The following is a 20,265-nucleotide window of genomic DNA, read 5'->3' on the forward strand; positions in this document are numbered from 1 at the left end:
TTTTACAATAATAGAAAAGCTAGTTTTCACTATTTAATACTTTATTTAACAGTTTTTTTGCGGCTTCTTTTTCAGCGCTTTTTATAGAAGTTCCATTACCGATTTCTTTATAAGCTCCCGCTGATACTCGAACCGTAAACTGAGGCATATGGGCAAGTCCAGACTTACTTATTGTCTCATAATACGGCATTCCATATTTTTGACTTTGAGACCATTCCTGCAAAGATGTTTTAGGATCAACCTTATTTAAATCAAAATCATATAAAAATTCCGACCATAATTTTGTAACGATGGCTTTTATATTTTCCATACCACCATCAAGGTAAACAGCAGCGATCACGGCTTCCATGGTATTTTCAATATTATTTGGATTTACTCTCCCCCCAGATTCTTCCTCACCTTTAGTCATAATTATAAAATTTGCTAAATTAATTTTTTCTGCAACACAGCAAATTGTCTCCTTACTTACTAAATACGATTTTATTTTAGCAATGCCTCCCTCATCAGATTTATTGTAAATATTAAATACCATTTCAGTAATAAGAAAACCTAAGATAGCATCACCAAGTATTTCAAAGCGCTCATAATTTTTACGCCAATCGGATTCATGCTGTTTGAGGGATGGATGGCTTAAAGCTTCACAAATAAGCTCAGGATTTTTGAATCGGTAATTTATTAACTGCTCCAGTTTTGTAATATCCTCTTTGTAAAATCTGTCCATTATTTGCTATTTATACCATTAAGTTACCGGTATGGGTAGGATAACTTTTTTTCTTAAAGTATTTCTATTTATCTATATCGTACAGGCTTTTAAATAACCGATCAAACCTAACTGAAGATAACCACGTCCAGAACCTGGCTAATTGATCTAAAATCCCCAGCTTCTCATCCCAAAAAATTTCTTTTGTCGATAAAAAGACAAATTGGGCTTTAGCTATTAAATTTTCAAATGACACAAAACCTAGCTGATATCTACTATCTCCCGATTGATCACGATTATCCCCCATAAAGAAAAAATGATCTTTTGGAACTATATAAGGCCCAAAATCACTATGTCCGGTTTCAGCTATTCCGTCCAATTCTTTTAGTTTATAAGTATAAAAACTTAAACCATTAGGAAAAGTTTCTTTATATTTTACGTATTCCTGATTTGTTTCATCAAAATACTCCCCTACTTTTACTCTTTCTACAGGAATATCATTTATATAAGTTACGTCTTTTTTTATCTCTATTTTTTCTCCAGGAAGGCCAATTAAGCGTTTTATATAACGGGTAGTCATATCATGAGGCGGGCGCATTATTATAATATCACCTCTCTCTGGAACGGAAGCAAGAACCCTTCCCTTAAATAAATCCGGACTAAAAGGAATGGAATATCGGCTAAAACCATAACTATATTTGGTTGAAAAAATATAGTCATTCCTTAGAATAGTGGCCTGCATAGAAGGAGTAGGCACAAAAAACAACTCTATAACAAATGTTCTAATTGATAGAGCAAATAAAATAACTAATAATAATGACGTTATTTCAGATTTTATATTTTTTTTTACCTCAGTTTCGGCCACAATTTATCTCAATTTAGTTAATAACGATGGCTATAATAACGATTCGCTACAATTAAATCCAGATAATTATGTATATAAATACTAAATTTTCCTCTCCTAATTACCCGCTTAGGACAAGCAAAATAGAATATATAATTTTACACTATACTGAAATACCACTTCAAGACGCCTTAGCAAGACTTACAGATATTAAATCTGAGGTAAGTGTTCATTATCTAATTAAAGAAGATGGGAAGGTTTTGCAGCTAGTTGATGATTACAAAATAGCATGGCATGCGGGAAAAAGCAGTTGGAAAAATTTTACCCAGTTAAATCATCATTCCCTGGGAATAGAAATAGATAATTCCGGAACAGCAGAATTTTCTGCTATTCAAATGCAATCATGTATAGAGCTATGCAGTTATTTAGTTAATAAACATAATATTAACCCTGCTAACGTAATTGGGCACTCAGATATAGCTCCAGACCGAAAAATTGACCCTGGCATATTTTTTGATTGGCAGTTGCTAGCAAACCAAGGTCTTGGCTGTTGGCATAATTTAGAATACTCCCAGGATTTGGCAAATACGATTTTATATAAATTTGGGCAGCAAGGAAAAGAAATTGCAAACTTCCAACAAGATTTGAGAGCACTAGGTTACAAGCTAAATATATCAGGTAAAATTGACAGCCAGACTAGTAACGTGATCAGAGCTTTTCAAGCTCATTTTTGCCCAAAACTGATTTGGGACAAAGGCGGATTAGATTTTTATCAAAATTTATCGGCACTTTACCATTGGGATAGTTTTTCAGAACAGGCCTTACAAAAGCTATTATCTTAAAAAAGTGGTATTACTAAATAACGGTGGGCAATAAGCGTTTGCTGAAACATGAAATAAAATTTATCTTCATCTTCGCAACCTAAATATGCTCCCATGCACCAATTATGGCTAAACCCAAAACTGTAATCCCAAATGGGAATAGCACTACCAGTCGTATAAATTAAGCTTAGAAGTTTATAGGAAAAACTATTTTTGTATTACCTTAGCATTAACAATTTTTCCTTTAACCTCCGCCAGGTCAAAAAGATGTATTTCGCCGTCCTCTTCAAAAATAAGGTCACCAATAATAAGGCTTCTACCTTTTAATTCTAAAACTTGTACTGACGATTGATTGGATACAAAATCCAAAAACCCCTTGCCATTATTTACTTTTTTAAAAAGAATATTACCATTAACTACAGTGTTGGTAAAAGTAGTACGCATGGTCGCAATTTTGATATCATTTAACTTCCCATTGGTTATTTTGACACCACCATTAAATACCGCTTCCCCTATAATCTCAATATTTTTCCCTGTAAATGAACCATTACTTTCAACATTTCTAGCTTGAAGCCCATCAACATCAAAAGATCCATTAGATTTTACGGTTTTGCATTCTAAGTTTTTACCATGAATGCTTCCATTAACAATAAGCAAATCTTTGATAACAAGTCCGTTAAATGTAAGATGCCCATTAACTTTTAAAGAGTCATATTCTCCTTTGGTTAAATGAGAACTACCATTGATCGCTGATACTTCTTTCGCAATAGCTGGCGCATTAAGTCCTACCAAGGTCATAAATATTGTAAATAATATTTTTTTCATTTCTTGAACTCCTAAATTTTAACTTTTTGGTAAACCAATAAGCGAGAACTTTTGGATTATATAAACACTTTTGCTAAAAGCTGCTATAACCGCAAAGTTTCAACTATAGGCCGCTTCGCAAAAAGCTGATCAAAATCCCTGAACTTTCAAATTCACTTTTAAATAGTTTTTGATATTTAATAGCCAAACTCCTCTTTAGCGGTTTTTAATTACTTTTGGCAAGGTAAAGCAGATTGTAGTGCCCATTCTTTTACTTTCGGCCTTGATCTTCCCGCCGTGTACTTCAATAACCTTTTTGCACACCGCAAGGCCTACTCCTCTTCCACCGGCAAAACTTTCTGTCCTTGAACTAACCGTAAACTCCTCAAATACTTCATCTAATTCATCAGGGGGGATGCCTATCCCCTCATCACTAATGCTGAAAATTATCGTTTCATTATCATTATCCCGTTTGATGCTAATTGCAATAGTTCCGCTTTTGGCGTAATTGATACTATTGATAATTAAATTATCTATTGCCTGGCTTAGGTAGTATTTATCAATATTTAAGATGATCCCCTCTTCAATATCCAGCTGCCAGTTCCTTCTGCTGGTCTCTGGCCCTTCTTGCCAGTGAATAGTACTTTCTTCCTCATTCTCGTATAGCTTGCGGCAAAGTGTAACCCTATCCTCTACTAGCTGACTAAAGTCCGTTTCTACCAGTTTTAAGTCATAACTTGGTTTATTCAGTTTTGAGAGGCTTGATATATTCGAATCAAATACCTCAAGACGAAGCGAGCTATCTAGTATCGTTTTAGCTGCTACTTTTCGCTGCTCATCATTTAACTTATCATAATCCTGCACCAGTACCTGAGCCATGCTCGATATCCCCGTCATCGGAGCGTGATATTCATGCGTTATATTGCGAATAAAACGTCCTTTTAATGCTTCTGCTTCCCTGGTCTGCTCCTTGTACATGTTTATCCGGCCACTTAGATGCTCGTTCTTTTCTTCAGTTAGCTCCTGATGCTCTTGTTTGGGTTTGAAAAACATTAATAATACCGCTCCGGCAAGTATTACCACATATATGGATACAAACTCAGGTGAACCGACTGTAAAATCAATCTCATTTATTCCAGCATAATATTTATATAGCTCTAAACCAAAGTAAAACCCTACTATGCTCATCCCTATCCCAAGCCGCCAACCGGTTAGAATCGTCGCTATTAATATATTCAGTACAAACAGGGCAAATTGTAACTGGCCAAATTTATTGACCATCACAAAGAAAACGGCAAATACAATCAACATATAGAAAATTACTATGTGCCACGCTACCTGCACTATAATCTCATGCTTTATCCTCGGCGGCCAAATCGGATACATCGCTATTACCACCCCTGTAACCATCATGATCTGATAAACAACTACAATCACCTTGCTTTGATCGCCTACAAGCTCTAACCTGGTCGAATACATGGTGCTAAAACCATATATTATAAAATATATCCCAAGCCACATGTAATTAAGCTCATCTTTTGGGGCTCTCTCCTTGCAAAACTCAATAAAGCTAAAATCCTGAATATTTCTTATTAAAGCTGATATCATCCGGTTATTTTCCTTCTTGCTCTTTTCCAAATAGCTATAATCCTTAATCCCGACCCAGCCACCTGCCTGCTTAAATATATAATGAAAGCCAAAAAGAACTAGCATATTGACGAGCATTCCTATCAATATAGTATCAGCTTTCACTTCAAAAATATTACCAACTAACACAACAAAAAAACCTGCCACCATTGCTGCCGACACTGACTTTTTTGTGCTACGGAAACCAAAAATGGCTAGTAATAAGGGCACAGTTACAATTGGTAAATAAAAACTTGCTGAAGTCATTACTATACTAAGCAAATCAGTTTTTATAATTGCCAGATAGGTAGCAAAAATACCTAATACTAAAGAGAATAATTTAGATAAAACTAGTTCATTTATTTTTATGTTAAAAGTTTTTCCAATATCATTGGCAAATAGTACTGCTGCGGCATTAATACGTGAATCCGCAGTAGACATGGCCATAGCCGCTATCCCTATTATCATTAAGCCTTTTAAGCCTACAAAAGTATAGTTATCTACTAAATAATTAACTACTTGATTATGTTGCAGTCCTGGTTCTAGAAGTGTAAGCAAAAATGGAATCCAGCATATGGAAAGAGTTACCAAACCAAACAAAATTGCCGCAATAAACCAGGCCTTTCTTGCTTGGTAAATATCACGTCCCATAGAAATCCTTTGAAAAGAGGTAGGATCTGTAGAAGGCATAATAAAATAAAGAATTAATGGTATCATGTCCCATAATTTGGGGTTACCAATATCCAATACTTTTTTATAATCAAAATTAGAATTTTCTATTATTTCACTAAACGCAATATTGTTATTGTAAATATGATTCCATAGAACCACTCCTATCAATGGAACAACAAAACCAAAAGTAATAAATTGTATTACATCAGTATAAGTTACAGCTCTAATACCACCAAAAGAAGAATATACCACAACAATTGCTGCTGCTAAAAGGATTGCATAAGTAGAATCCATTCCTAAGAAATAATTAAATATATTGCCAAATACCTTAAACTGTACGGCAATTCCTCCTACCATTTTAAGGATACCACAAATCGCTGTTATCAATCGTATTTCTTTACCATAGATATCACCCATTGCTTCTGCTACCGAAACATTCCCCAAAAACTCTCCCATTCTAGGTATCAGGAAGTAAACTGTAATAAACATTTGAATAATTATAAAAACAGTAGGAATAAGATAATAAAAACCATCAGAATAGGTTTTTGTAAGAATTATAAAAAATCCACTGCCCGTAACACAAGTTGCAACTATAGTAGAAACTAAAGCCCCAGTAGAAAAATTTCTGCCGCCTAAGGAATAGTCACTAATCGTTTTTACTTCCCGGCCGTAAGCAAGCCCCACAACAAGGTTGGTAACCAAAAACGCTATAAAAATAATTATATCAATATCGAGACTCATATTTTAACCAAGAATCAACCTTTTCAAACATACTAAAAGTTATATTACATTCCTGTCATAGTCAACCTAGTATATACTCAGTTATTATAAAATAAGCAAAAGCTTTAATGCATTCTAATACAATTTAAAATGTTTACATTAACTCAATTAACGCTTCTTCAAGTGTAAATATTTGATCCCTTAATTTAGTAGCTTCCTCAAACTCCAAATTACTTGCACAGGTTCGCATTTGTTTACGGAGACCTTCAATGTAGGATTTTAGTTTTTTAGGGTCATTGATAATATTCTGTAGTTCATTAGAGACTTTATCAGTTTTTACCACACTACTTGCTCTTTCTAGTTCAAGTAAGGCATGAATCTTGGTCTTAATGGTTGTTGGAATGATGTTATGTTTTTTATTATACTCTTGCTGTATAGTCCTTCTTCGTGATGTTTCCTCTAAAGCTTTTTGCATGGAATTTGTGATTTTATCAGCGTATAGCAAAACCCTCCCTTCGCTATTTCTAGCCGCCCTACCAATTGTTTGAATAAGCGCTGTTTCTGAGCGCAAGAAACCCTCCTTATCCGCATCAAGAATGGCAACGAGTCCGCATTCAGGAATATCTAGACCTTCCCTGAGTAGATTAACGCCGACAATTATATCAATATCACCATTTCTTAAATCCCTGATTATCTCGACTCTTTCTAAGGTATGAATAGCTGAATGCAAATAGCTAACTTTATAACCTAGTTCCTGTAGATAAGAGGTCAAATCTTCTGCCATTTTCTTGGTAAGTGTTGTTACCAGAATTCTAAATCCTCTAGTAACTGTATTTTTTATTTCATCTATTAAATCTTCTACCTGATTAACTGCCGGTTTTACTATACATTCCGGATCAATTAGGCCTGTCGGCCTTATAATTAACTCAACAATTACCCCACGGGTTTCTTCAAGTTCAAAAGCCGATGGAGTAGCCGAGACCAAAATAGTTTGAGGTCTTAGTTCCATCCATTCTTCAAATTTTAGCGGTCTGTTATCAAGCGCAGAAGGTAGCCTAAATCCATATTCAACGAGGGAGCTTTTGCGAGCCCGATCACCATTATACATCGCTCTAATTTGGGGAATAGTTACATGACTTTCATCCACAAACAATAGACCATCCTTTGGTAAATATTCAAATAGGGTCGGGGGCGGCATACCTGCTGCCTTACCGGTTAAAAATCTCGAATAATTTTCGATGCCTTTACAAGTCCCAGTGCTTTGCAGCATTTCAATATCATAATCCGTTCTCTGTTTTAACCTTTGATATTCAAGATGTTTATCTAAAGATTTCAAATAAGCTAACCTCTCCTCTAATTCAATTTCTATATTGGCAATAGCAGTCTTAATTACCGAAGCCGGTGTAACAAAGTGAGAATTAGCATAAATAATAGCTTTCTCTAATTTTCTAAATTTTTCTCCTGTTAGCGGATCGAATTCATTGATATATTCAAGCTCATCCCCGAAAAAAGATAACCTCCAAGCTCTGGTAGCATAATGGGAAGGAAATATATCGATTGATTCCCCTCGAATTCGAAATGTACCTCTCTCAAAAGCAATATCATTTCTTTCATATTGCAGATCCACAAGTTTTAGCAGCAGCTCACTGCGCTTATATTTTTTACCAGCTTCGAGTTCTTGCGTCATCTGGGAATAAAGTTCCGGTGAACCAAGACCATAGATACAAGAAACAGACGAAACGACTATTACGTCTCTGCGTTCAAGCAAGGACCTGGTTGCAGAATGCCGGAGCAGATCAATCTGCTCATTGATTGATGAATCTTTTTCAATATAGGTATCGGTTCTAGGAATATATGCTTCCGGTTGATAATAATCATAATATGAAACAAAATATTCAACGGCATTTTCTGGAAACATACTTTTCAGTTCCGAATAAATCTGAGCTGCTAATGTCTTGTTATGTGCCATAATTAACGACGGTCTATTTGACGCAGCAATTACATTTGCCATGGTAAAAGTTTTACCAGAACCGGTAATACCAAGAAGCATTTGTGATTTCTCTCCCGCTTCAAGCCCTGCAAGTAGCTCCTTTATCGCTTTTGGTTGATCACCGCCAGGTTTATATTCTGAATGTAATTTGAAAAGGCTCATTGACTTTGGTATACTACTTGAAATATTTTAACTATAACTATAAATCATTACCAAAAAATAACGAGTTTTTTTATGCAGAAAATTGTCATTTATACGACCACAACTTGTCCGTACTGCGTTCGTGCTAAAGCATTACTTGACCGTAAAGGTGCAACTTACCAGGAAATAAACGCCGAAGATCCAAACATTAGAGAAGAAATGATTCAGAAAGCAGGCGGAAGAAAAACTGTCCCTCAAATATTCATCGGTGATTTTCACGTCGGAGGATGTGATGATTTGTATGAGCTTGAAAAACAGGGAAAATTAGATCAAAGACTTGCTTAATAGTACCCCTACCATAGAAAAACACAATAATGCAAACTTCGATAAAAAATAACTTTATTAATAGATGGTGGAAAGTAATTGACCAGCAGACCATAATTGCCATGGTTATTCTCCTTGCTTTTAGCCTGATGTTAGTAACTACCGCAAGTCCAGCAGTTGCTAATAGAATTGGACTTACCGATAATTATTTCTCTTCAAGGCACGTAGTGTTTTTAACCCTTGCGGTGATAATAATTTTAACTTTTTCATTACTGGATAAAAAATGGATTAGGCGACTTGCCATATTTGGATTTTTAGGAAGCTTACTTATGCTTGTTTTGGTTAAGTTCTATGGTTTTGAAGTTAAAGGTGCGACGCGGTGGATAAATATAGGCGGATTTTCCTATCAACCATCAGAGTTTATGAAACCTTTTTTTGCTGTTGTCACCGGCTGGATATTATCTCTACACTATTACGAGGAGTTTCCCAGTTTTAAAGTATGTTTTATGCTGTTTATAAGTGTTGCGGCATTATTAATTATCCAGCCGGATTTTGGTATGCTCGTGATGGTATCAGCTGTTTTTGGCATTCAATTATTTGTTGCTGGCTTACCAATCATTTGGTTATTTATTGCTATTTTTGCCTCGGTTTTCGGAAGCATTGGCGCTTACTTATTACTGCCCCATGTAGCCTCTCGAATTAACCGATTTCTTGACCCGGTTAATAGTGAAAATTACCAGATAACAAGATCATTAGAAGCTTTTGAATCAGGCGGTTTATATGGAAAAGGGCCAGGAGAAGGTTCAGTAAAGCAATTTTTACCAGATTCACATACCGATTTTATTTTTGCCGTAGCCGGCGAAGAGTTCGGAGCAATTATCTGCCTTATGATTATCATTACATTTGCTTATATTGTAATTAGAATTCTGATTAATCTACTGCATGAAGATGATAAATTCATCCAAATTGCTGCTATCGGCATTATCTCCCAGTTCGGCTTACAGGCTGTTATTAATATGGGTGTTAGTTTGAATTTATTGCCGACAAAAGGCATGACCCTACCTTTTATAAGCTATGGAGGCTCATCTACTTTAGCTATTAGTATAGGAATGGGAATGCTACTTGGCCTTACTAAACGAAAAGCTTCTTTGGTTAAATACAGACTCCAAAATGTTGAAATTTAAACACGATAATATTAACTATGCCCCCAAAAAAGAGAAAAATAATATTACTAACCGCCGGCGGTACTGGCGGGCACTTTTTTCCAGCGATTGCCCTTGCAGAAGAACTAGCTAAAAACTTAGAACTAGAAGTTCACATTTCTACTGATAATAGATGTAAAAAATATTTAACTAATTATATCAACATAAAGTCTCACATAGTTGATTTGTACATAAACCTTAGAGGAATAATCAATAAATTAAAAATCCCTTTTTCAATTTATTTATCTTTAATTAAAGCATTTATATTAATTAAAAAACTTAAACCAAAGCTTATTATAGGGTTTGGAGGCTACCCTAGTTTCCCATTAATGTTTATAGGACAATTACTTTCCATCCCGACTATTGTTTACGAACAAAATTCTTTTTTTGGTAAAAGTAATAAATTTTTTGCAAAAAAAGCAATACTTATAGCTTTAGCCTATAAAAGCACTCAAAATTTACCGACAAACTATTCAGACAAAATCTTAATAACAGGTGATTTCGTCCGAGATAAGATCAAAAACCTTCCAGAAAAAAGCAGTTTTAGCAATAAGCCTTTTAATTTACTGGTATTTGGCGGAAGTCAAGGGGCAAAAATTTTCTCAAGCCTAGTACCAGAAGCAATAAAGATTCTTCTAACTAAGTATCCGGAAACTGAGATAAGAATTGTTCAGCAAGTTCTGGAAAATGACAAGGAAAGAGTTAAAAAAGCTTATGATAATTTAAAAATCCAAAGTACCATCTCTGATTTCTTTCATGATATTTATAAACAGTACGAAAATAGCCATTTAGTTATTGCAAGGGCTGGCGCAACAACCATAGCAGAATTAACTCAAATAGGATTACCGGCAATATTTATACCGCTTCCTTCTTCTGCGGACGATCATCAATATTATAATGCTAAATCTCTGCAAGATTCTAATTGTTCGTGGTACTATCGGCAAGAAGAGGTAACAGCTGAAGTTTTGGCAAATAAACTCCATAGTTTAATTGACACCCCTTCCATAATTAAGGAAGCTTCACTTAACCTATTAAAGCGCAAAACAGATGGCACTAAGCATTTAGCCAACACAGTCCTAAAAATAATTACTTAGTTTTATAGTTGAACTGCAATAACATGGTTGCAACTATCTGCTATATATGACATTAATTGATCTTGTATATATTTGATTGTTAAATGATAATCGGAAAAATTCATGTTAAATAAAGTAGTTATTTTTGTCCTTTCCATTTTTCTTCTGTCATCCTGCGCTACTGGTCCGGAAGGGTATTTTAAAAAATCAGCTAATAATAAGCTTTTTGATACTAAAGGTGCTAAAGGCGGTAAAAGAGCGCCTTTATATAATAAAAAATATATTACTAAAGCCAAACAAAATGTAGCAAATAATGACTACGCTGACGAGGATGACGAATATGATGATTTACTTGAAAACGAAAATATTTCTCAAGCAAATAAAGATATGTATCGCTCAATTCTTGAACAGGAACTTGAAAGTAAATATATAGGTAAAAAGCCTAAAGAAAAACAAAATAAAACCTATCCTGTTTTAGTCAGAAATAGCCCAAGAGCTGACGATCGCTACTTGGAGGATAACTCAGCATTAAGAGCAGAACTTGATCAAATAAAAACAATGCTTAATGAAACTAAAAACGAAATGGCTAATTATAGATGTCCAACAGCTCAGGAACTAGAAAAAGCTCAGACAAGTTCACGGTCTTCGGGCAAAAATACAGATAATCGAAGCGAGAACAGTGAAACTGGTAGCAAACAGAAATCTAAATCTATTTCTCCTGCTAAAATTCCTGATCCAAGTAATGAGGCAGACACAACCGAATCTGTTAAATCAATCTAGTATTTTCTTGCCAGGAATTGGCTTGCCTTCTGTAGATTCTCTAAACAAGGGAAAAACAGAAGAGTAACAGTATGAATTCATGGGAGTATATAAACAATTCAGTGGTGGTTGGCACTAATAATGATGGACCAAGGTCTATAGTTAATAGGTCAACAACGAATAACACCCTCATCTAAATATTAATAAATCGGCTAAATACTAAGGTTTGTGCTATAATTTCTGCCTTGTGCCCTATATATTTTTACCCTCATACCTTTTTTACCATTAAATCGCTTCCATGCCCAATAAAGCATCCTTCGGTAACCTCATACTGACCTGCTTTATTAAAGCCGGCTTTATTATATACACGGATAGCTCTAGGATTATTTTCATCGGGATCAATAAAAAAAGTATCCGCTTTATTATCAACTTCATCTTTATAAAAAGTGACAAATGCAGACAAAGTTGGAGCACCGAGCCCACATCCTAAATATTTTTTATTTCCTATACCAAAATCGAGTGATATGGTATGCCCTACCTGCGACATATTTGCCAGATGGACTTCTGAAAGATCTGTTTGGTTTCTTTCTAAAATATCTGATAAAATGAAAGCGTACGGCTTGCCATCAATATAACCAACCCAATACTTCGTTGTGCCAGCAAAATATTTTTGCGGCATTTTATGGATAAAATTTAAGATATCGTCTTTATGATTCTGACTATTATCCCAAAATTCTTGAATATGCTTCTCCTGAAGCCAGCTAAAAATAATGTCGATATGCTGTAAAGCAGCTTTTTCAAAATGAATATTCATAATTCTTTCTAAAATATAACTAAGACCTTCTCAACGTGTTGCACTAGTCGGTCCTGACTTCTATTACTTACCGTTTGGCTTTTGAATTAGTAAGTTATTACTATTGTTAGTCAGATTATTTTCAAAATCATATAATTCCAGCATAAAATATTCATTCTCTGGCAATTTTGTTTGTGGAAAAATTGTGCTAAACTCATTAAGAAATGATTTAAATAACCTACCTTTAGCTATTACTGTTCTAATGCCAACCGGAATCTTATTATGAAGGGCATAAGAGAAAATAACCGGATAAGCTAGGTTACCGACTTTCATGTTTATCTTATTACCGGAAGATTTTGAATCATAAATTACTTCACTATTGCTAAGTTTAGTAATTCTAGCATTATAAACCGAATTGCCTCCACACAATAGAGGTAACTTATAAGCTATTTCATCATCAAAAACTTTAACATCTTCATCTACAAAATTTTGTGGCATTATTTCTTTAAGAGTTACATTAAGTTTAAAACTATCTACTTTATCAGTTTGTGCCCCTACCCTATCTGTATACTTACTTGAAATTACGGCATGCCTTGTTTGCCCAACTTTCATGCCAACAATAACGGCATCCACGCCAGGAGCTATTTGGTCACTACCAAGAGGATAAGTAACTGTTTTTTCGCTAATAAGCATATTATTAGCAGCTAGAATCTTATACGCCACAGTTACCACATGTCCGCATGTTGCTGGGCCTTCCCCGCCTTCGCCAAAAGTTTTTATATCAAACATGGCCTCGACTAAATTGTCGTTGTTAATCTTAAATCCTTGTCCTGAACCGGCCATCGGTTTATTTATAGGTTGCAGAATATTTTCAAAAAACATTCTTCCTTCATCTGTTTTTAAAACATTAACAAGCACATTCGAAATAGTCTTTTCAACAAAATTACCGGTCATATCGGTAGGAACTTGGGTGCTAGAGCTAGAATTATCAGGTTTATTCTTATCATTCATTTCAACAGGGGGGACTTTAATACCGTCGATATTATGTTTAAATATCATGTAAATAATAGCAATTGAAATGATTAAAGTTAATATTTTTTGCATCGTTATATTTCCTGTATTTTTAACTAATTACCCAGATAGTAAATTAAGAGCTTAGAAATTACAAATAACACTCTTCTTAACAACAAAAAACTTTTTCCATTCTGTGGTAATATGTGAGGCTTTTTGACCCAGTTCTAAGAAACTGCTAATTCTAATTTAATATTAAACTATTCACATAAATAAGAATTTATTATGCTCATAGCAAGCACCACAATATCTGGGATAATTTATTTTATAATGGTTTCTATGAAATTTAATATATTTTTTGCTTTCATATTCATAAACATAATTTGTCTTAACAAGAGCTTGGCAGATTCTTCACATTCTGATTTCTATTTAAATAAAATGAATTTTTGCAAAATCACCCCAAAAGCAGAGAATAACTACGAACCAGAAAATTTTGAATTAACTAATAATTTATTACGTGAAACCGGCCAAGAGTCTTTGTACTGCGGGGAAAAAATTATTATAACCGGAGTAGTGGTAGATCAAAACTGTGTTCCAGTCGGTGATGCTAAAGTATATATTTGGCAAATTAACTGCAAAGGAAAATATCCTTACCAGCCCTTTAAAAAAGATCTCAATAAAAAACTTATAGATACTGATAAAACCCTCACTTTTACTGGTAACGGAGTTGCCACAACAAATAATAAAGGGGAATTTCACTTTATTACGGTATACCCTCCGGCGGTTCATGGAATTGAATCCCATATTAATGTTAGGGTTGAGCACAGAAAGCTTGGAAACTTACAAACGCGCCTGTTTTTAAAAGGACACAAGCTTGCTACTCCTGAATATTACCCAGAACTGTCTAATATTTATGAAGTTGCCTCCAAGAAAAATATTAGTATCTACAATTATCAGATAGTAATAGCTGGTGAAAGTGAAGATAATTATTAGTTTTACTAACTAATTAAGATCGGAAAGCTTTATGTATTAGGAAAATATGAGATCTTCAAGTCCAATTATACTATTGTCTTCTATGCTCCTTTTTGCCGCAAACTAAAGACGATAGCCAACCCTTTTTATGCGGCATAACAAGAAGTGTCCTTTGTAGATCTCCCCCTAGGATATTTTTAAGTATTAGAGGAAGTATTGGCACTTTTCGTAATAATTATTTTACAGAATGCGTTTGTACCAGAATCAATTGTCACCTACTTTTAGAGCAGCAATAAAGGCGGATTGCGGAATTTCAACATTCCCTATATTTCTCATTCGTTTTTTCCCAGCTTTCTGCTTTTCAAGCAATTTTCTTTTACGGGTAATATCACCGCCATAACATTTTGCTAAAACATCTTTCCTCATAGCTTTAACATTTTCCCTGGCTATTATTTTCCCACCTATTGCAGCTTGAATGGCAATTTGAAATAACTGCCTTGGAATTAAATCTTTTAACCTTGCACATAATTCCCGACCTCTTGATTCGGCTCTGGATTTGTGAACAATTATCGATAGCGCATCTACTGGATCACTGTTAACCATAATAGTAAGTTTAACCAAATTACTTTCTTGATACCCATCTATTTCCCAGTCAAAGCTTGCATAACCCTTGCTACAACCTTTTAAACGATCGTAAAAATCAAAAACAATCTCATTGAGCGGTAATCTATATATAACCATTATTCTTCCGGCGATGTATTTCATGTCAACTTGCTCTCCCCTTTTATCCGTACAGAGGGTAAGTACCGAACCTAAATATTCTTCAGGAACCATAATAGTTGCACGAATCCATGGCTCTAACATGGTTTCTATTGTCTGCGGATCAGGGAAATCAGCCGGATTATGAACTTCCACCTGTTTTCCGCCTCTTAAATTCACTTTATATACGACACTTGGTGCTGTTGTAATCAGATCCAGATCAAATTCACGCTCTAACCTTTCCTGGACGATTTCAAGATGCAGAAGTCCAAGGAAACCACATCTAAATCCAAAACCAAGAGCAGTCGAACTTTCCGTTTCAAATTCAAGGCTGGCATCATTAAGCCTAAGCTTACCTAGGGAATCTTTTAAACGCTCAAAATCTGATGCATCCGCTGGAAACAAGCTGCAAAACACTACCGGTAAATTAGGTTTGAATCCAGGTAGCATTTTTACTTCAATTTTACTATCTTCGGTAATTGTATCACCGACTTTACATTCTGTTACCTGCTTGATTGAAGCAGTAAAAAAACCTAATTGGCCACTCTCCAGAACATCACACATTACTTTCTTAGGAGTAAAATAACCGACATTATCAACAATATAAGTGTTTTTTGTCGATAACATTTTGATTTTCATATTCTTCTTTAACTGGCCTTGGAAAATCCTAACCAGAATTACCACGCCTAGATACTGATCATACCAGCTGTCTACTAACAGAGCTTTGAGAATATTAGGATTTTCATCTTGGACAAAATCATTCTTTGGAGCTGGAAGTCTTGTAACAATCGCTTCTAAGACATCTTCTATACCGATACCGCTTTTAGCCGACACTAGTAGTGCATCAGAAGCATCTATTCCTATAACATTTTCTATCTGTTCTTTGATCATCTCGGGTTCTGCTGCCGGCAAATCAATTTTATTTAAAACCGGAACAATTTCATGGTTATTATCAATTGCCTGGTAAACATTAGCCAAGGTCTGAGCCTCAACACCCTGGCTTGCGTCAACTACCAAGAGCGACCCTTCACATGCAGCAAGCGACCTACTAACCTCATAAGAAAAGTCGACATGACCTGGTGTATCCATGAGGTTGAGCTGGTATGTATTACCGTCTTTAGCTTTATACTTCAGCCTAACTGTTTGGGCCTTAATAGTAATGCCACGTTCCCTTTCAATATCCATTGAATCAAGCACTTGCTGGCTCATCTCCCTTTTTTCCAGTCCTCCGCAATATTCAATGAGTCTATCAGCTAAAGTAGATTTTCCGTGGTCAATATGGGCTATAATTGCAAAATTCCGGATAAATTTTTGTTCAGTCATTTTGTTCTAAAAATCTTGATAAGCTATAATTTATACTCATTAACTTAAAAATGAGCCATTAACGGCCACATTATAACACTTATTTTGCTTAATCCTAGAAAAATTAATAAGAAGCTAGAGCACTGCTTTATATTTACTGAAATTAAATTGAAAAAGCACCTTAAGAAGAGCAGAACATTAGTAAACCAAGTATCTTAATATTACCTTGACCATTTGTTGTTAAATCGTTTATAATTCCACGAATCCACGTTTACAGAATTATTCAGGTAAAAAGGTTATCTGACATACCTGCGGTAAAGGGGAACAAAATATAAAAAAGAAATAAAGATGCGGGCAGAAATAGAAAATCTTAAAACCAGAATTGAGCAATCTTTAATATTGCTCCGGAGGTCTCTTTGACATTGATGAGGCAAGAAAAAGGCTAACTGCTCTCGAAGAACAAGCAAATAAGCCAGATCTTTGGAATGACCAAAAAAAGGCGACTTTATTGCTAAAAGAAAAAAGAGTTTTGGAAAATACCCTAAACTCTTTTGATAAAATTAATAATGGTCTTACTGATAACATTGAACTTGCTAATATAGCCGAAGAGGAAAATGATGAAGCTGTATTAGACCAAGTAGAAAAAGAGCTAACAGAACTTGCTAGTATAGCTACAAAATTTGAAACTGAATGTCTGTTTTCTGGCGAAGCTGATATTAATAACTGCTTTCTTGAGATCAATGCCGGAGCAGGTGGAACAGAAAGTCATGACTGGGCATCGATGATGATGCGTATGTACTTACGCTTTGCCGAACGTCTTGGATTTAAGACAGAAATAATTAATATTATTGCCGGAGAGGAAGCTGGGGTTAAATCTTGCTGTATAAAAATAAAAGGAGAAATGGCTTTTGGATGGTTTAGAACCGAATCAGGGGTACATAGGCTTGTCCGTATTTCTCCTTTTAATGCTGCCGGTAAAAGAATGACGAGCTTTGCTTCCTGTTGGGTGTATCCGGAAATTGATGATAATATAGATATTACTATTGAGGAAAAAGATTTAAGAATAGACACATACCGAGCATCGGGCGCGGGCGGGCAGCATGTTAACACTACCGATTCCGCAGTCCGAATAACCCATATCCCAACAAATATCGTAGTGCAATGTCAGAACGATAGATCACAGCACAGAAACAAAGCTGAAGCTATGTCCATGCTTAAGGCAAGATTATATGATTTAGAAATAAAAAAACAGAACGAAGAAATAGATAAGGAAAACGCTGCAAAAACCGATATTAGCTGGGGTCACCAAATCAGATCATACGTATTACAACCCTATCAAATGGTTAAAGACCTTCGAACAGAATACGAAACGTCCGACTCAAATGGTGTTTTAGATGGTAATTTAGGAAAATTTGTCTCCGCTGCCTTAGCACAAAAAGCAGCAAAGTATTAACTCATACTTTAAATAGGTAAAAGTTATTATGCGTTTAACCGAAGCTCAAGTGAAAGCTATCCGAGAGAGTTTTTCTTTATATTTTATGAAAGGAGACAAGATAAGCCACCTATCGGTGGCAGCTTAAAAGAAGATACTCTTGACCGATAAATATTTATGGAGGATTATAATACTGGTATTTGATTTGTTTTAACTTGAGTTATAAAGACTGAATGTTAGACATACATAAGATAATATATAATTGAGTTATGAGTAACTTGCACTCTGAGCAGCATTTGGTCAATGAATTAGCGGTAAAAACTCTTAAGGCCATTTCTAAAGAGCAAGCAATTCCTTACAGCAGGATCAAAAAGATTTTTTCCGAAGGAGATAAGGAAATAGCCAAGGCTTTCTGGATAATGTTGCGAAAAATATCTCCCAATCATAAGTATAATTCTGTTTACTATTGCCCTGATTGTAAAGAATTTGATTTAGAACGCAAAGGAAGAAAGATTCCTTGGTAAGAAAACATTAACTATAAGTAATTTATGGAAATAGTCGGTAAAGGAATATCTATAAAACATATTTTTCTAGACCGTGGTAATTGGTCTCGATTTCGCTAAAAAATACGGCAAGCTAAGATACGGCATTATTTTCAACGTCACTAAAGTTATATCGTGTGGAACGAAATATTTAGGATTTAAACGTTATAGCTGCCGTGATTGTAACCGCAATAAATCGGTAGCATTCAGCTGTAAAGGTAGGTTTTGTTCTCGTTGTGGTAAGAAACAAACGGATCAATGGGTGAGTAAGGCTAGCAATGTTCTACCAAAAACACGATGGCAGCACATTACATTTACAATGCCGGACTCTTTATGGCCGATATTTTGGCTCAATCGTGATCTGTTTGGATTGATTTCCGGTATTGCAGCAGGAATTATTAAGGAGATAGCTACAAAGAAAAATCTTGTGGTTGGTATATTTACTGCCTTACACACTTTCGGTAGAGATTTAAAACGCAATGTTCATATCCATTTATCGGTTACTTGCGGCGGTATAAATAGCAAAGGCAAGTGGCAAAAATTATTTTTTCCTGCCGAACCTATTAAAAAAATGTGGAGACATAGAGTCCTTGAGTTATTTCGCTTTCAATATATCTCAAGTAATTTGAAGTTGCCGTCCGCATATCAAAATGCTGAGAATTTTAATAACTGGATGAGTAGTTTATACGAAATCAGTTGGTATGTTTATTTACAAAAACCATCGGATGATCATAAACGCAACATAGAATATTTAGGGCGGTATATAAAACGCCCCCTATTTCCGAGACAAGAATAGAAAATTACGACGGAAAGCAGGTAACGTTTAAATTTCTTGATCACTATAATAATACAATTGATCGCATAACTATGCCCGTGATGCAGTTCATAGCTAGTCTGATTATGCATATACCAGATCGTTATTTTCGAATGATTAGGTATTACGGTTTTTTATCTAATAGAACTAGGGGCGTACAATTACCTATCGTATATAAGGCAATTAATCAAATCGTTCATAAGAAAACTAAGCTCATTAGTTGGAGATTAATGATTTGGTTGAATTTTAAAATAGATCCTCTGTTTTGCTATAATTGCAATAAATGTATGAATCTGCGGCAAGTTTATTACGGTTTATCTCCGCCATTGTTATTAATAAGAATCAATGAATTATTATCAACGCCTAGATAACATCATTATGGCGAACACTTCTTTCACGTCTTAGCCACATAATTTGTAAAACTGAACCTATTTTTAGATAGATTCTGGCAGAGATTTTTATAAAAGTGTTGATAATTTCTAATATTGTGGCTTGTAACTACATTTTATTAAACGAATTTTCAAAGTTTTGATTAACAATTTTTCTGGTTACAAATTTTGAAATTCCTATACTATAAAATATGGTTATTTGGTTCCAGGGTTGACGATTCTAAAAAAGGCGGCGATATAGACCTCTACGTAGAAACAAATTATGACGATTTATTTATTGTCACAAAAAAGGAAATAGAGTTTGTAACTAATCTAAAAAAGATTATTGGAGATCAAAAAATTGATATTGTTGTTAATGTTTTATCACAAAACCAGCAATTATCAATATATGCCGAAGCCAAAAACACAGGGGTACAACTTTTATGAAACAACGTTCCTTTTTAGCTTATTATGCAAATATACCAGATATCCAATCTACCAGACTAAAAGAGGCATTAACACACGTAAATAAATTAATACCACTTTCTGCTGCTGTTTTAGCTAATTTACCGACAGATAAATTGGCTTTTTTTTGA

18 protein-coding genes and 1 pseudogene are annotated in these 20,265 nt (G+C 34.8%); 11 read left to right on the forward strand and 8 right to left on the reverse strand.

The annotated features are described in order from the left end of the window. Positions 1–19 precede the first annotated feature (19 nt). Both rnc and lepB read right to left on the reverse strand, forming a co-directional pair. The gene (rnc, locus tag N3Z16_RS01015; RefSeq protein WP_223938928.1) at positions 20–721 is read right to left on the reverse strand and encodes a ribonuclease III; all 702 of its coding nucleotides are present in this window, start codon (positions 719–721) and stop codon (positions 20–22) included. Positions 722–785: 64 nt separating this feature from the next. Further along, entirely contained in the window at positions 786–1,568 is a 783-nt protein-coding gene (gene lepB / locus N3Z16_RS01020; RefSeq protein ID WP_410519625.1) for a signal peptidase I, read from the reverse strand. 65 nt (positions 1,569–1,633) lie between these two features. Between lepB and N3Z16_RS01025 the strand changes: the two genes are divergently transcribed. Beyond that, positions 1,634–2,386, forward strand: coding sequence for an N-acetylmuramoyl-L-alanine amidase (locus N3Z16_RS01025; protein WP_282486406.1), 753 nt, complete (start codon positions 1,634–1,636; stop codon positions 2,384–2,386). Between the two features lie 186 nt (positions 2,387–2,572). On the opposite strand, the gene N3Z16_RS01030 is transcribed toward N3Z16_RS01025, so the two are convergent. From N3Z16_RS01030 to uvrB, 3 genes are all read right to left on the reverse strand, one after another. Then, positions 2,573–3,190, reverse strand: a complete 618-nt coding sequence (locus tag N3Z16_RS01030) for a hypothetical protein (protein ID WP_282486407.1) — start codon at positions 3,188–3,190, stop codon at positions 2,573–2,575. Between the two features lie 195 nt (positions 3,191–3,385). After that, complete coding sequence (locus tag N3Z16_RS01035) at positions 3,386–6,208, reverse strand: sodium:solute symporter family transporter (protein WP_282486408.1); 2,823 nt, start codon at positions 6,206–6,208, stop codon at positions 3,386–3,388. Positions 6,209–6,341: 133 nt separating this feature from the next. Beyond that, positions 6,342–8,339, reverse strand: coding sequence for an excinuclease ABC subunit UvrB (gene uvrB, locus N3Z16_RS01040; protein WP_282486409.1), 1,998 nt, complete (start codon positions 8,337–8,339; stop codon positions 6,342–6,344). Between the two features lie 57 nt (positions 8,340–8,396). On the opposite strand from uvrB, the gene grxC reads away from it, so the two are divergent. The 4 genes from grxC to N3Z16_RS01060 all read left to right on the forward strand — a co-directional run bounded on the left by grxC (position 8,397) and on the right by N3Z16_RS01060 (position 11,697). Then, complete coding sequence (gene grxC / locus N3Z16_RS01045; protein ID WP_410519626.1) at positions 8,397–8,663, forward strand: glutaredoxin 3; 267 nt, start codon at positions 8,397–8,399, stop codon at positions 8,661–8,663. Positions 8,664–8,692: 29 nt separating this feature from the next. After that, positions 8,693–9,826 (forward strand): putative lipid II flippase FtsW, encoded by a 1,134-nt coding sequence (gene ftsW, locus N3Z16_RS01050; RefSeq protein WP_282486411.1) that lies wholly within the window; start codon positions 8,693–8,695, stop codon positions 9,824–9,826. 17 nt (positions 9,827–9,843) lie between these two features. Continuing rightward, on the forward strand, positions 9,844–10,938 hold the full coding sequence (gene murG, locus N3Z16_RS01055; RefSeq protein WP_223939182.1) for an undecaprenyldiphospho-muramoylpentapeptide beta-N-acetylglucosaminyltransferase: 1,095 nt from the start codon (positions 9,844–9,846) through the stop codon (positions 10,936–10,938). A 102-nt stretch (positions 10,939–11,040) separates the two neighbouring features. Next, positions 11,041–11,697: a hypothetical protein gene (locus N3Z16_RS01060; protein ID WP_282486413.1), complete on the forward strand. Its 657-nt coding sequence runs from the start codon at positions 11,041–11,043 to the stop codon at positions 11,695–11,697. A 247-nt stretch (positions 11,698–11,944) separates the two neighbouring features. On the opposite strand, the gene N3Z16_RS01065 is transcribed toward N3Z16_RS01060, so the two are convergent. Next, positions 11,945–12,490, reverse strand: coding sequence for a GNAT family N-acetyltransferase (locus tag N3Z16_RS01065; protein ID WP_282486414.1), 546 nt, complete (start codon positions 12,488–12,490; stop codon positions 11,945–11,947). A gap of 63 nt (positions 12,491–12,553) precedes the next feature. After that, complete coding sequence (locus N3Z16_RS01070) at positions 12,554–13,573, reverse strand: FKBP-type peptidyl-prolyl cis-trans isomerase (protein ID WP_223939179.1); 1,020 nt, start codon at positions 13,571–13,573, stop codon at positions 12,554–12,556. 306 nt (positions 13,574–13,879) lie between these two features. Between N3Z16_RS01070 and N3Z16_RS01075 the strand changes: the two genes are divergently transcribed. Next, positions 13,880–14,473 (forward strand): dioxygenase family protein, encoded by a 594-nt coding sequence (locus N3Z16_RS01075; RefSeq protein ID WP_282486415.1) that lies wholly within the window; start codon positions 13,880–13,882, stop codon positions 14,471–14,473. Between the two features lie 243 nt (positions 14,474–14,716). Here the strand turns inward: N3Z16_RS01075 and lepA are convergent, their stop codons facing one another. Further along, a complete protein-coding gene (gene lepA / locus N3Z16_RS01080) occupies positions 14,717–16,534 on the reverse strand; it encodes a translation elongation factor 4 (RefSeq protein WP_223939178.1) in 1,818 nt (605 codons plus the stop codon). 327 nt (positions 16,535–16,861) lie between these two features. Between lepA and prfB the strand changes: the two genes are divergently transcribed. From prfB to N3Z16_RS01105, 5 genes and pseudogenes are all read left to right on the forward strand, one after another. Further along, a protein-coding gene (gene prfB / locus N3Z16_RS01085) for a peptide chain release factor 2 (protein WP_282486416.1) occupies positions 16,862–17,966 on the forward strand; the annotation gives its coding sequence in 2 pieces (ribosomal slippage) (positions 16,862–16,930 and positions 16,932–17,966; 1,104 coding nt in all). Positions 17,967–18,214: 248 nt separating this feature from the next. Continuing rightward, a complete protein-coding gene (locus N3Z16_RS01090) occupies positions 18,215–18,469 on the forward strand; it encodes a hypothetical protein (protein WP_282485543.1) in 255 nt (84 codons plus the stop codon). A gap of 73 nt (positions 18,470–18,542) precedes the next feature. Next, positions 18,543–19,672 (forward strand): annotated as a pseudogene (locus tag N3Z16_RS01095) (IS91 family transposase). 186 nt (positions 19,673–19,858) lie between these two features. Continuing rightward, positions 19,859–20,116 carry a hypothetical protein gene (locus N3Z16_RS01100; RefSeq protein WP_282486417.1) on the forward strand — a complete coding sequence of 86 codons (258 nt, stop codon included), beginning with the start codon at positions 19,859–19,861 and terminating at the stop codon, positions 20,114–20,116. Further along, entirely contained in the window at positions 20,113–20,265 is a 153-nt protein-coding gene (locus N3Z16_RS01105) for a hypothetical protein (RefSeq protein ID WP_282486418.1), read from the forward strand. Before N3Z16_RS01100 ends, N3Z16_RS01105 begins: the two co-directional genes overlap by 4 nt.

It is taken from the genome of Candidatus Megaera polyxenophila (assembly GCF_029982035.1).
GTDB classification, from domain to species: domain Bacteria; phylum Pseudomonadota; class Alphaproteobacteria; order Rickettsiales; family Rickettsiaceae; genus Megaera; species Megaera polyxenophila.